The 13,072-nt window shown below is 69.1% G+C and carries 12 protein-coding genes; 6 read left to right on the top strand and 6 right to left on the bottom strand.

Annotation, left to right across the window (positions count from 1 at the left end):
• Nucleotides 1–132: 132 nt before the first annotated feature.
• The 5 genes from AB4851_RS04085 (at nt 133) to AB4851_RS04065 (ending at nt 5,574) form a co-directional block, all read left to right on the top strand.
• Nucleotides 133–402 carry a hypothetical protein gene (locus AB4851_RS04085; protein WP_414448547.1) on the top strand — a complete coding sequence of 90 codons (270 nt, stop codon included), beginning with the start codon at nt 133–135 and terminating at the stop codon, nt 400–402.
• Nucleotides 399–1,925 carry a sodium:solute symporter family protein gene (locus tag AB4851_RS04080; RefSeq protein WP_414448546.1) on the top strand — a complete coding sequence of 509 codons (1,527 nt, stop codon included), beginning with the start codon at nt 399–401 and terminating at the stop codon, nt 1,923–1,925. Before AB4851_RS04085 ends, AB4851_RS04080 begins: the two co-directional genes overlap by 4 nt.
• A 98-nt stretch (nt 1,926–2,023) precedes the next feature.
• On the top strand, nt 2,024–2,677 hold the full coding sequence (locus AB4851_RS04075) for an HAD family hydrolase (RefSeq protein WP_414448545.1): 654 nt from the start codon (nt 2,024–2,026) through the stop codon (nt 2,675–2,677).
• A gap of 341 nt (nt 2,678–3,018) precedes the next feature.
• The gene (panE, locus tag AB4851_RS04070) at nt 3,019–3,960 is read left to right on the top strand and encodes a 2-dehydropantoate 2-reductase (RefSeq protein WP_414448544.1); all 942 of its coding nucleotides are present in this window, start codon (nt 3,019–3,021) and stop codon (nt 3,958–3,960) included.
• A gap of 723 nt (nt 3,961–4,683) precedes the next feature.
• Nucleotides 4,684–5,574 (top strand): NAD(P)-dependent oxidoreductase, encoded by an 891-nt coding sequence (locus AB4851_RS04065; protein ID WP_414448543.1) that lies wholly within the window; start codon nt 4,684–4,686, stop codon nt 5,572–5,574.
• Between the two features lie 47 nt (nt 5,575–5,621).
• Here AB4851_RS04065 and AB4851_RS04060 read toward each other — a convergent pair whose 3' ends face one another.
• Nucleotides 5,622–6,293: an HAD family hydrolase gene (locus AB4851_RS04060; protein WP_414448542.1), complete on the bottom strand. Its 672-nt coding sequence runs from the start codon at nt 6,291–6,293 to the stop codon at nt 5,622–5,624.
• 55 nt (nt 6,294–6,348) lie between these two features.
• Nucleotides 6,349–6,969 (bottom strand): TetR/AcrR family transcriptional regulator, encoded by a 621-nt coding sequence (locus AB4851_RS04055; RefSeq protein WP_414448541.1) that lies wholly within the window; start codon nt 6,967–6,969, stop codon nt 6,349–6,351.
• Nucleotides 6,970–7,130: 161 nt separating this feature from the next.
• Between AB4851_RS04055 and shc the strand changes: the two genes are divergently transcribed.
• The gene (gene shc, locus AB4851_RS04050; protein WP_414448540.1) at nt 7,131–9,194 is read left to right on the top strand and encodes a squalene--hopene cyclase; all 2,064 of its coding nucleotides are present in this window, start codon (nt 7,131–7,133) and stop codon (nt 9,192–9,194) included.
• A 67-nt stretch (nt 9,195–9,261) separates the two neighbouring features.
• Here shc and AB4851_RS04045 read toward each other — a convergent pair whose 3' ends face one another.
• The 4 genes from AB4851_RS04045 to AB4851_RS04030 all read right to left on the bottom strand — a co-directional run bounded on the left by AB4851_RS04045 (nt 9,262) and on the right by AB4851_RS04030 (nt 12,941).
• Nucleotides 9,262–10,290, bottom strand: a complete 1,029-nt coding sequence (locus tag AB4851_RS04045) for a hypothetical protein (RefSeq protein WP_414448539.1) — start codon at nt 10,288–10,290, stop codon at nt 9,262–9,264.
• 86 nt (nt 10,291–10,376) lie between these two features.
• Nucleotides 10,377–11,822 (bottom strand): DHA2 family efflux MFS transporter permease subunit, encoded by a 1,446-nt coding sequence (locus AB4851_RS04040; protein ID WP_414448538.1) that lies wholly within the window; start codon nt 11,820–11,822, stop codon nt 10,377–10,379.
• The gene (locus AB4851_RS04035; protein WP_414448537.1) at nt 11,815–12,378 is read right to left on the bottom strand and encodes an isochorismatase family protein; all 564 of its coding nucleotides are present in this window, start codon (nt 12,376–12,378) and stop codon (nt 11,815–11,817) included. The genes AB4851_RS04040 and AB4851_RS04035 overlap by 8 nt, the downstream gene beginning before the upstream one ends.
• 119 nt (nt 12,379–12,497) lie before the next feature.
• Nucleotides 12,498–12,941: a MarR family winged helix-turn-helix transcriptional regulator gene (locus AB4851_RS04030; RefSeq protein ID WP_414448536.1), complete on the bottom strand. Its 444-nt coding sequence runs from the start codon at nt 12,939–12,941 to the stop codon at nt 12,498–12,500.
• Between the last annotated feature and the right edge of the window lie 131 nt (nt 12,942–13,072).

Here is a 13,072-nt window from a genome sequence, read left to right as displayed (position 1 = left end):
GGCGCCGCGCGGCGCGCGGCGAATCGACAACCGGTGGCGAAATTCAGGGTGAAACGGCATGTCAGTCATTCAGTTATCCGTATTAAATTTCGGCGGCGCGCCGGTGCGTGCGGCGAATCGGGAGGTGGGGCGATGAGCACGGTATTCGAATCCACGCAGGCGTCGAGCAAGCGCGGCGCGATCCGCGTTGCGTTCGGCATCTACTTTTTCCTGCTGTTGATGATGGCGCTGTTCCCGCCGCTGTATCTGGGCGTGAGCGGCAGCACGCGGCTGGTGTTCGGCGTGCCGCTGCCGATCTTCTACTGGATCGCGAACGCGGTGCTGGTGGGGCTCGGCTGCTGGGCGCTTTACGTGACGGAAGGGCTGACCGGCGAACTGGCCGACGAAGGAGAAGCGGCATGAGCGAACTGACCGGAGGCGGCAACCCGTTCATCACGTTCGGGACCATCGTGGTATTTCTCGCCGCGATGATCGCGGTGCTCTACGCCACCAACCGGCGCAGCACCACGTTCGCCGATTACGCCGTGGGCGGCCGTTCGTACGGGCCGTGGTACGTGGCGATGAGCTACACCAATTCGTGGTGGCCCGGCTCCACCTTCACGGCGTTCTTCGCGCTGTCGGTGGGCGGCGTGCTGGGCTTCTACGGGATGGTCTACGCCACGCTCGGCGTGACCGCCATGTACCTGATGGCGAACCGCGCCTGGACCTGGGGCCGCCAGTTCAACCTGACCACCCAGCCTGACCTGCTCGGCATGCGCTTCAACAGCCCGGCCGTGAAGCGGATCGCGTCGATCATCGGCATCATCTCGGTGTTCCCGTGGGTGGTGATGGGCATCCAGGCGCTCGCCACGCTGTTCCAGTTCGCCAGCTTCGGGCAATGGACCGTCACGGCCTGCCTGGCGGTGGGCGTGGCCGTGGTGCTGATCCGCCAGTACTGGACGGTCAGCATGGGCATGCGCGGCCTGATCATGACCGACATGTTCCAGGGGCTGATCGCCTACGTGGTGTGCGCGGTGGTGTGCGTGCTGCTGCTGGCCGGCCCGCATGCGTCGTTCTCGAACCTCTCGCAACTGACCGGCAAGATGCTGCTGATCCCGGGCGACGCGCGCACGTCCTACGGGCCGTGGTACATGTTCAGCCTGATCTTCACCGGCGTGATCGGCTCGATGTGCTGGCCGATGAGCTTCCAGCGCATCTACACGGCGAGCGGCGTGCGCGCCGTGAAGAAGGGCACCTTGCTGACCATGCTGCTGGTGGGCGGTTTCTACTGCATCCTGATGCTGTTCGCGGCGGCGGCCAGCCACGACCCGAAGGTGGCGGCCAACCCTCAGCACGGCTGGTTCGTCGCGCTGGCCGACATCGGCGGCCCGTGGCTGCTGGCGCTCGCCATCGTGATCGTGCTCGCGGCCAGCATCGGCCACGTGGACGGCTGCGTTCAGGTGTGCGGCACGCAGTTCGCGAACGACCTGGCCACCTGGCGTGCGCCGCGCACCGACAAGCAACTGATGGTGCTGTCGAAGGCCGGCATGGCGGTGTTCATCATCGCGGCGGCCGTGATCGCCTACCTGACGTTCAACTACAGCCGCCTGCAACTGCTCGCGCAAATCTCCTATCAAGGGATCATCCAGCTCGCCGTGCCGCTGTTCTTCGGCATCTTCTCGCGCCACGGCAACAAGCAGGGGGCGATCGCGGGGATGGTGGTGGGCATCGCGATCGCAATCGTGCTGACCACGCTCTATCCGGACGACATCCGCGCGCTCGGGTCGCTGACCAGCGGGATCGTCGGCTTGATCGCGAACTTCCTGGTGTTCGTCGGCTGCGCGATCGCGATCCGCCCGTCGGCCGAGGAGAAGGCGCGGCTCGATCGGCTGTTCGCGAAGCCGTCGCGCGCGCCCGCGGCGGCTGGTGCGCCGGCGATGCGCTGATCCGGTTGCAATGTTTGGCATGACGAACCGCCCGCGTGGCGGTTCGTCGGTGGTTTTCTTTCAGACTCCTTCCGACTTCTTTCGATGGACACCGCATCATGACCCTGGCGATCTTCGATCTCGACGACACCCTGATCGACGGCGATTGCGCGAGCCTGTGGAGCCGCCGCATGGCCGAGCTCGGCTGGGCCGACGGCGACGCGTTCGTGCGCCGCTGCGACGAGATGATGCGCGCGTACGGCGCGGGCACGCTGTCGATGGGCGATTACATGGCGCTGACGCTTGCGCCGCTGATCGGCCGTGGCGGCGGCGAGGTGCGGGCCGCCGTCGAGGCTTTCGTCGACGACGTGATTGTGCCGCGCATGCGGGCCGACGCGCGGCGCGCCGTCGAGGCGCACCGCACGGTCGGCGACCGGCTGCTCGTGATCTCGGCATCGGGCGCGCATCTGGTCGAGCCGATTGCTGCCCGCTTCGGGATCGACGCGGTGATCGCGATCGACCCCGAACTGCGCGACGGCGCGTACACCGGCCGCACGGTCGGCGTGCTGCCGTTTCGCGAGGGCAAGAGCGTGCGGCTCGACGCGTGGCTGCGCGATGCCGGCGAGGCGCTGGCCGGCGCGAGCTTCTATTCTGATTCGCACAACGACCTGCCGCTGCTTGGCCGCGTCGATCGCCCGCATGCGGTGCGCCCCGACCCGGTGCTCGAACGCCAGGCGCGCGAGGCCGGTTGGCCGGTGCTCGACTGGCGCTGAGGCCGAGTGCTGAGATTCGGTGCTGAGGTCCGGCGTTGAGACCATGGTGTAGAGTTCCTGCACCGTAGTCCAGCGCCGTAGTCCAGCGCCGAAGCCCGGCACCGCAGTCCGGCACCGAAGCCCGCCGCCACCCGGTGCTGCCATCCAGCGCCGAAGCCCTGGCTCTGCCACCCGCCGCCGAAACCCCGCCGCACCATCGTCCATTCCTCCGCTCGCGCAGCGCTTCGCACGCGCGCGCCGGCACGCTTTCACGAATTCCGCTACAGTCGTCGCGCCCGGCCTCGCCCCGTATGGCGGCGCGGCCGGCACTCTTTCTGAAACGTGATGGCAAGGAGATGGCGATGCGGATTCTGGTGGTGGGCGCGGGGGCGACGGGCGGTTATTTCGGCGGGCGGCTGGCCGCGGCCGGGCGTGACGTGACGTTTCTCGTGCGCGAGGGGCGCGCCCGCGCGCTCGCGCGCGACGGCCTCGTGATCCGCAGCCCGGCCGGCGACCTGACGCTGCACGACGTGAAGACGGTGCAGGCCGGAGACGCCGATCGCGCCGGCGCGTTCGACCTGATCTTCCTGAGCTGCAAATCGTATGGCCTGGACGACGCGATCGAATCGTTCGCGCCGTTCGTCGGCCCGCGCACGGCGATCCTGCCGGTGCTGAACGGCATGCGCCATATCGACGTGCTGAAGGCCCGTTTCGGCGACGCGAACGTGATGGGCGGCCTCTGCATGATCGCGGCCACGCTCGACGCCGAGCAACACATCGTTCACCTGAACGATGCGCACGCGGTGGGCTTCGGCGATCTGGCGGGCGGCCTCACGCCGCGCACGCAGGCCGTGGCCGAGGCGTTCTCGGGCGCCGGCTTCGACGTGCTGCCGGCCGACGACATCGTCGCCAAGATGTGGGACAAGTGGATGTTCCTGTCCACGCTGGCCGCATCCACGTCGCTGTTCCGCGGCTCGGTGGGCGATATCCTGGCCGCGCCGGACGGCCGCCAGTTGCTCGAAACGATGTTCGGCGAAGTGACCGCCATCGCCGCGCACAACGGCTTCCCGGCCGGCGAATCGCTGCACGAGCGCGCGCGCCGCATGCTGTTCACCGCATCGAGCATGACCGCCTCGATGCTGCGCGACGTCGAGAACCACGCGCGCGTCGAGGCCGATCACGTGATCGGCGATCTGCTCGCGCGCGCGCCGGCCGACGATGGCGGCCTGAAGCTGTTGCGCGTGGCTTACAACCACCTGAAGGCTTACGAAGCGCGCAACGCGCGCGAGGGCGCGGCCGCCTGAAGGCTGCCCGTGCAACGAGGGCGTCGCTGTCTGATGCTTTCCCGTGCAGCGAGGGCGCGGGTGTCTGAGGCTCGCCTGTGCAGCGAAGGCGCGGCTGCCTGAGGTTCGCCCGCGCAGTGAGGGCGCGGCTGCCTGGGGCTTTCCCGTGCAGTGAGGGCGTCGCTGCCTGAGGCTCGCCCGTGCAGTGAGGGCGCGGCTGCCTGGGGCTTTCCCGTGCAGTGAGGGTGCCTCCGCCTGAGGCTCGCCCGTGCAGTGAGGGCGCGGGTGCCTGGGGCTTTCCCGTGCAGCGAAGGCGCCGCCGCCTGATGCTTGCCCGTGCAGCGAAGGCACCGCTGTCTCAGGCTCGCCCGCGCAGCGAAGGCGCTTCTGCCTGATACCTGCCCGCGCATGACGGCACCGGGCATCCTGCCCGATCAGGCCCGCCATGCGCTGCCGTGCTTGCTTCCGCGCGGCGAATTGCTAGGATGAGCGTCGACGCGCGCGACACGATCGTGCGCGGAGATGACGACGTGCGCCGATCCGGGCCATCGAACCCGCCGCCGCTGCCCACCCGGCCGCCGCGCTGCCGGGGTGTTTCCTCCGCCTGCTTCAGCCTGCTCCGCCACCGTGCCGCCCCGCCGTTTCTCGCGCGCCGGCACGCGCTCCGCGTACCTTCCCCGCCGCCCGACGTCGCGCGCCGCATCGTGCGGCGTGCTTCAACGATGCATATCGAGGAGACAAGGCATGGCAAGCGAAGTCGTGGGATTCGTCGGGATCGGCGTGATGGGGCAGCCGATGGCGCTCAACCTCGCGCGCGCGGGCACCGAACTGGTGGTGTGGAACCGCTCGCCGGCACGCTGCGAACCGTTGCGCGAAGCGGGCGCGCGGGTGGCCGAAACGGTCGACGAGGTCTACCGCAGCGCAAAGATAGTGATCCTGATGATGGCGACCGACGCCGCGCTCGACGCCGTGCTCGGCCGTGGCACGCCCGCGTTCGGCGAGCGCGTGGGGGGGCACCTGATCGTGCAGATGGGCACCATGTCGGCCGAGTATTCGCGCGCGCTCGACGCCGAGATCCGCGCGGCCGGCGGCCGTTACGTCGAAGCGCCCGTGTCGGGTTCGCGCAAGCCGGCCGAGGCGGGGCAACTCGTGGCGATGCTGGCCGGCGAGCCGGACGACGTGGCCGTGGTGCGCCCGCTGCTCGCGCCGATGTGCCATCAGGCGGTGGAATGCGGCGCGGTGCCGGCGGGCCTGTTGATGAAGCTGGCCGTCAACAGCTACCTGATTCCGATGGTGACGGCGCTGGCCGAGGCCTCGCATCTGGCGCGCCATTACGGGCTGGACCTGACGCAGTTTCAGGCCGTGCTCGACGCCGGCCCGATGGCCAGCGCCGTGTCGCGCGTGAAGATCGACAAGCTGGTGCGCGAGGATTTCGAGGTGCAGGCGTCGATCGCCGACGTGCTGAAGAACAACCAGCTGGCCGCCGAGGCCGCGCGCAATGCGGGCCTGGCTTCGCCGCTGCTCGATACCTGCCACGCGCTGTACGACGAGACGCTGGCACTCGGGCACGGCGGCGAGGACATGGCCGCCGTGGTGCGCGCGATCGAGGCGCGCACGGCGCGGGGCCGGGGCTGAATGTGCGAGTGTTTAAGCCGTGCGCGGTGTTTCGTCAGCGGTGCTGATCAGTTGGCGGCATCCCAGGCCGCATCGAGCGCGGCCATGTCCTGATAGACGGGCACGTCGGCCGGGAACGGGTTTTCCTCGCCCGGCGCGACGATGCCCGCGAACGGCATGCCGAGCCCGCGCGCCGCGTCGAATTCCGTGAACGAATCGCCGATCGCCAGCACCTCGGCCGGCTGCCAGCCGCCCTGGCGCAGCACGTCGGCGAACGCATCGGGCTTGGTGGTGGGCGAACCGACGATGCTGCGGAAATAGCGTGCGAAATCGCGTTCGCGCGTGATGCGCTGCAGATCGTCGTCGGCGGTGCCGGAAATCAGGTGCAGCGACAGCGCGCCCTGCCGGCTTTCGAGGAACGCGCGTGCGCCGGGCAACTCGGGGCAACTGTCGATGCGCTCCATCAGCAGCTCGCTGTAGCGCTGCGCGCGCCCTTGCACCATAGCCGGGTCCGGCACGCGGCCGAAGATCACCTGCTCGTAGTGCGCGAACTTCGCGACGCGGCCCACGCCGCCGTGATGCACGAGATGGGCCAGCATGTCGGCGCGCTGCGTCTCGCTGATCGGCTCGTCGTAGCACTCGAAGAACAGGTTCACCTTCATCCAGACCGAATCGAGAATCACGCCGTCGAAATCGAAAGCGATCGCGCGGATCGTGTCGAACGGGATCGGGGAAGGCATCGTGTTACTCCGTCAAAGGGGGAAAGCGGGAAGGGGAAGGGCGTGTGCGTGGCGCTCAGGCGCCGTCCATCGTCATCGCCTCGAGCTGGCGAACGATTTCCTCGCGCAGGTCGGGCGACAGGTTCTGATAGCCGAGCAATTCGGAAATCCACATGCCGTCGGCGGCGAGCCGGCAGATCATCAAACGCGCGGCATCGCCGAGCGGCAGCGGATCGGGGCGCGCGATCTCGCGCATCGGCGCGGCCCAGCGTTCGCGCGCGTCCGGGTCCGTCATCATCGACGACACCAGCACGCGCAGCAGGTTGGTGCTGGCGGCGGGCGCGGCTTCGGCCATCGCCGCGTGCAGATAGGCGCGCGCGTTCGCGCCCTGCGGGTGCGGGTCGCTGTCGATGCGCGTGTGCATCTGCTGCTCGAAACGTTCGAGGGTCTGCGCGAACAGCGCATCCAACAGCGCCTGCTTGCTGCGGAAGTGATATTGCAGCCCGCCCTTGCTGACGCCGGCGCGCTCGGCCACGGCGTCGAGCGTGACGGCATGCACGCCGTGTTCCGCCGCGATATCGGCGGCGGCACTCAATAACTGCGAACGGACGTGGGCGGGGGCTTTCTTGCGGCGGTTGCCGCGGGCGTCGTCGGTGGCGGGGCGCTCGCCGGAGGCGGCCGATGCGGCTGCGGACACGCGAGGCGCAACGTCAGCGGATACGAAATCCGGCGCGGGCAACGAGGAGGCGGGCACGGCGGCCGGGTCGACAGGCGGCGCGGCGGGCGCGGAAGGCCGGGAGGAATTCATCCGCGCATCTTAACATCGGCTGTCAAATCCAAACAATCCGGCTGGATGGTATGATCCGGCCGATGAAAAATTCCGCTCTTCCTCTGCCATCGATGCTCGATGCCGCGATCCTGCGCGGCCGCGACGCCCTTGCGCAGCGCCAGGACGCCGACGGCAGCTGGTGCTTCGAACTCGAATCCGACGCGACGATCACCGCCGAATACATCCTGATGATGCATTTCATGGGGAAGATCGACGACGCGCGGCAGGCCCGCATGGCGATCTACCTGCGCGGGATTCAACGGCTGTCGACCCACGGCGGCTGGGATCTCTACGTGGATGGCGCACCCGATGTCTCGGCCAGCGTGAAGGCCTACTTCGCGCTGAAGGCGGCCGGCGACAGCGAGAGCGCGCCGCACATGGTGCTCGCTCGCGAATGCATCCTGAAGCTCGGCGGCGCGGCGAAATGCAACGTGTTCACGCGCATCCTGCTGGCCACCTTCGGCCAGGTGCCGTGGCGCGCCACGCCGTTCATGCCGGTGGAGTTCGTGCTGTTCCCGAAGTGGGTGCCGATCTCGATGTACAAGGTCGCCTACTGGGCGCGCACGACGATGGTGCCGCTGCTGGTGCTGTGTTCGCTGAAGGCGCGCGCGAAGAACCCGCGCAACGTGTCGATCCGCGAGCTGTTCGTGGTCGCGCCCGAAGAGGAACGCCATTACTTCACGCGCGGCGGTTTCGTGCGCAACCTGTTTCTCGGCATCGATCGCACCGTGCGCCATGCCGATGCGCTGATCCCGCAGGCGCTGCGCCGCCGCGCGATCCGTCACGCCGAGGCGTGGTGCGCCGAGCGCATGAACGGCGAGGACGGCATGGGCGGGATCTTCCCGCCGATCGTCTACAGCTACCAGATGATGGATGCGCTTGGGTATCCTGACGATCATCCGCTGCGCCGCGACTGCGAGCGCGCGCTGGAAAAGCTGTTGGTCGAGCGCCCCGACGGCAGCATGTATTGCCAGCCGTGCCTCTCGCCGGTGTGGGATACGGCCTGGGCCACGATGGCGCTCGAACAGGCGCGCGCGGTGCCCGAGACGCGTGCCGATCCGCGAGTTTCCGAAGCACAACTGAACGAGAAGATCGCCGCCGCCTACGACTGGATGGCCGGCAAGCAGGTGACCGAGCTGCGCGGCGACTGGATCGAGAACGCGCCGGCCGAGACGCCGCCGGGGGGCTGGGCGTTCCAGTACGAGAACCCGTATTACCCCGACATCGACGACAGCGCCGTGGTGGCCGCGATGCTGCATCAGCGCGGCCGCGCGCTGGCGCGCAGCACGGGCCACAACCCGTACGAGCAGGGTGTGGCGCGCGGGCTGGACTGGATGCGCGGCCTGCAATCGCGCAACGGCGGCTTCGGCGCGTTCGATGCCGATTGCGATCGTCTCTATCTGAACCTGATTCCGTTCGCCGATCACGGCGCGCTGCTCGATCCGCCGACCGAGGATGTGTCGGGCCGCGTGTTGTTGTGCTTCGGCGTGACCGGCCGCGACGAGGATAAACCGGCGCTCCGGCGTGCGATCGAATACGTGAAGGGCGCGCAACGCGCGGACGGCAGTTGGTGGGGCCGCTGGGGCACCAACTATCTGTATGGAACCTGGAGCGTGCTGGCCGGGCTGGCGCTGGCCGGTGAAGATCCTTCGCAGCCCTACATTGCGCGGGCGCTGGCATGGCTGCGCGCGCGGCAGCACGCCGACGGCGGCTGGGGCGAAACCAACGACAGCTATATCGATCCGGCGCTGGCCGGCACCAACGGCGGCGAGAGCGCATCGAACTTTACGGCCTGGGCGCTGCTCGCGCAGATGGCGTTCGGCGACTGGCAATCGGAATCGGTGCAGCGCGGCATTCGCTATCTGATGTCGGTGCAGCAGGACGACGGCTTCTGGTGGCACCGTTCGCACAATGCGCCGGGTTTCCCGCGCATCTATTACCTCAAGTACCACGGTTACACGGCGTATTTCCCGCTGTGGGCGCTGGCGCGCTATCGGCGGCTGTCGCACGCGGCGCGGGTCAAGGCGGAAGCCGAAGCGTTGCCGAACCTGACGCTTACGCTGAAGACGCGCGAGGCGGTGGCCGTGCAGTAAGCGCGGCGGCGTTTGGCGATCCTGATCAATCGGGCAGCCGGTCACGAGCCGGCTGCCCGATTGCCGTTTACGGCGTCTTGGCCGGTGCGCTGCCCGAGCACGGCAGATAGCGCAGCGGCCGGGCCGCCACCTTCACGCAGGCTTCGGTCGCCTGGGCGGGCGCGCCCGCGCGTTGCCCGGTGACCTGCACGCTGTTGTCATCGCGTTGCCAGCGCAGCGCGGGTTGCGGATTGGCGGCGAACGTCACGCTGCCCACGCCGACATCGTCGTCCACCGCGAGCCGGCCTTGCCACGCCGTGAGCTTGCGCGCGGCGTCGTAGTTGCCCGACATGGTATTCACGTTGAACGAGAACCCCTTGGCGTAGCCGACCTGCGAGTAGGTTTCGAGCGACCAGCGCAGCGTCCAGCCGGCGCCGTCCGGCGCACGTTCGACGACGGTGGCCGGCGGCCAGGCGATGTCGCCGAGGTTGACCGTTTTCGCGAGCTGGCATTGCAGCAGGCGCGGTGTCGGCGCGTGCGGGTCGCTCACGTCGACGCGGGTGCCGGTTTCGCTGATGGCCGCGCAGGGCCAGCCGTCGAGGCTTTGATCGAAGGCGAGCGTGACGCGGTAGACGGTGCCGGCATCGCCGTTGCGATGTTCGATGCCGCGAATCGACAGCGTGCCGAGCGCTACCGCGCGTTCGCTCGTGATCGCGGCGGGCTGCCCGTTGGCGACGCGCGTTTGCACGTGGCTGCCGGCCGGGAACGTCGCGCCACCCATCTGCACCGGCGCATCGGCCTCGCGCGTCGCGCCTTGCGGGCCGGTCGCCATGATGCCGCGATAGGTGATGGCGAGCCCCAGCAGCGGTGCGCAGAGGAACAGCGCGGTCGCGAGATAACGCGTGAGCGGGCGTGCGCGGCGCAGCTTCGTGAACAGGAACACGGTCAGCAGCAGCCAGCCGGCCGCCAGCGCGAGCACGGTGAACAGCCGGGTGCCGCCTGGGCTGCCGCTGTCGGCATGGCAGAGCGCGGGAGTGAGGGCAAGGGCAAGCGCGAGAAGGCGCACGGCCCCGTGTGACGTGCTGGCGGGCATCGATCGCGGGCGGATCGGGATCATCGGGCTTCCGGAATGGCGAGTACGCCGCCACGATACACGAGGCGGCGTGAAGCTTGCGCTGCCGCCATGGCTTCGCGCGGGCCGGTTCAGGCGCGCGTGTCGGCCCGCTTCGCCACCCGTACCGGCAAACGCAGCGCCATCGCGAACAGCAACGCATACAGCGCGGCCAGCATCGCGAAGCCCCACGCGTAGGCGGGCGCATGCGCGCTCGCGCCGTCGCCCGCGGCCGGGATCGCGAGCCGCCAGGCCAGCAAGGTGGAGCACAGCGTGGTCAGCGCCGGGCCGCCGAGCCGCTGCACGATGTTGAGCGCGGTGGTGGCCATCGGCAGCGTCTCGCGCGGCACCGACGCATAGGCGGCCGTGATGGTCGGCACGCCGATCGCGCCCTGGCCCATGCCGCGCAGGAGTTGCGAGGCCAGCATGACCGCGAGGCCGAAGCCATGCAGCGGCATCCACACCATCGGCAGCGTAGAAAGCAGCGCGAGCAGCGCGCCGCCGGCCGAAACGTATCGGATGCCGAAACGTTCGGTCAGCATCCCCATCGACGGAAACGCGATCATCAGGCCGATGCCGGTAGGCGCGAGCAGCCAGCCCATTTCGCCGGGCGAGCGGCCCACGCCGTCGATCAGGTAGAGCGGCACCAGCATCTGCGAGACGAACAACGCGCCGTTCCAGACGAATTGCGTCAACGCGGCCCGGCCGAACACCGGGCGGCGAAACACCGCGAGATCGATCAGGGCGTGCGCGCCGAGGCGGCGCGCATGGCGCAGGAACAGCGCGATCAGCAGCGCGCCCGCCGCGAGCGAAGCGGCGCCCTCGGGGCGGGCGACGCGTTCGCAGCCGAACAGCACCAGCACCAGCGCGGGCGACAGCAACGCGAAGCCGGCCCAGTCGAGCCGGCGTGGTTCGCCGGTGGGGGTGTCCGCCGGCAGGAAGCGCACCGCGAGCACCAGGCCCAGCGCGCCGATCGGCAGGTTCATCAGGAACAGCCATCGCCACGACGCGTAATCGAGCAGCGCGCCGGCCAGCACCGGGCCGAGCACCGGCGCGAGCAGTACCGGCACGGCGGCATAGCCCACCACGCGTGCCATCTGCGCGCCGGCCACGCGCGCGATGGTCATCTGCGCCATCGGCGCGAGCAGGCCGCCGGTCACGCCCTGCAACACGCGGAACGCGATCAGCGAACCGGCCGACCACGCCAGCCCGCACAGCGCGGACGTCACGGTGAACGCGGCGAAGCAGACCAGATAGACGCGCTTCGCGCCGAGCCGGTCCACCAGCCAGCCGTTCATCGGCAAGGCCAGCGTGAGCGCGAGCAGGTAGGCGCTGGTGGCCCACTGGATCGTCGCGAGGCGGGTGTGCATCGCGTGGGCGAGGCCCGACAGCGAGACGTTGACGATGGTGGCGTCGAGTTGCGCGAGCAGCGAGCCGAGCGTCGCCACCGCGCACACCTTCCAGATGGCCGGATCGAGGCGCGCGGACGCGGCCGGGGCTGCGTCCTGCGCTGCGGCGCCGGATCGGCGATCAGGCACCGTGCTTGTCGAGCAGCGCGATGACGTCCTGCGTCGTGCCGGATTCGCCGAGGCGCGGGAAGATCGTGCTGAAGCTGTGCGCGTGCGCCTCGGCCTTCAGGTCGGTCATCGCATCGCTGACGAGCGTGACGTTGTAGCCGAGCGCATGGGCGACGCGCGCCGTGGATTCGACGCCGATGCTGGTGGCGATGCCGCACAGCACGATCTGCGTGACGCCGGCGGCCTTCAGCTTGGCGTCGAGATCGGTGTTGGTGAACGCGCACCACGAACGCTTGGTGACCAGCAGGTCGCTCGGCTGCTGCTTCAGTTCGGGGATCAGGTCGGCCCAGTCGGGCGGCAGCGCGCCGCCGCCGTGCGATTGTTCGTTGCGGCCCGGCGGGATGCCGGCCACGTTGACGAGCACCACGGGCAGTTGCTTCGCGCGGAACGCGTCGAGCAGCTTGACCGATTGCGCGACGATGTCGGCGGCCGGATGCGCGATGGGCAGGGCGACGATGCCCTTCTGCAGGTCGATGACGACGAGGGCGGTTTTCGGATCGAGGACGGTGACGGTCATGGAAAGACTCCTACGGCGCGGGGCCGGTGACGGGTTGGACCAGGAACGGCGCGGCGCCGCCGGAATGCGGCGCCGTGAAAGATTGCGAGGCGGTTCGAAGGACTGCGAACGGCCGGCGGTCAACGCTCGGCCAGTTGCTTGATCAGCGGCAGGGCGGCGGCCAGCACGCGGCGCTCTTCGTCGCTCAGTTCGCGCACCGCTTCGAGCAGCCAGGCGTGCTTGGCGGTGCGGCGCTGCTGGCGCTCGGCCGCGCCCGCGGGCGTCAGCGCGATCAGCCATTGGCGGCCATCGGTGGGATGCGGCTGCCGCTCGATCAGCCCGGCCGTTTCCAGGCCGACCACCAGCGTGCCCATCGATTGCGGCTTCATCGATTCGGCGCGCGCGAGATCGGCGGTGGTCAGCGGGCCGCTCTGTTCGAGGCGCGCCAGCACGCTCAGTTGCGACAGCGTGTATTCGCTCGGCCCCAGCTCGGAGCGCACGCGGCGCACCAGTTGGCCGATGGCGAGGGTCAGGTCGGAGACGGCGGATTCGAGCGCGCGGTCGGAAGCTTGGGCGGGCGACATGGACGGTATCGTATTAAAAGAAAGTTGAACTTGCAAGGTTAACTTCCAAATTATACGAAGGCTTTCGACAGGCGTCCATTTCGCTTTCCAACGCCTGTCGAAACTGTTTCGCAGGGCTGAAGATCGCGCCG

This window comes from Burkholderia sp. 22PA0099, assembly GCF_047497165.1.
In the GTDB taxonomy this organism is placed as follows: domain Bacteria; phylum Pseudomonadota; class Gammaproteobacteria; order Burkholderiales; family Burkholderiaceae; genus Burkholderia.
This window is presented reverse-complemented; position numbering and strand designations above follow the sequence as displayed.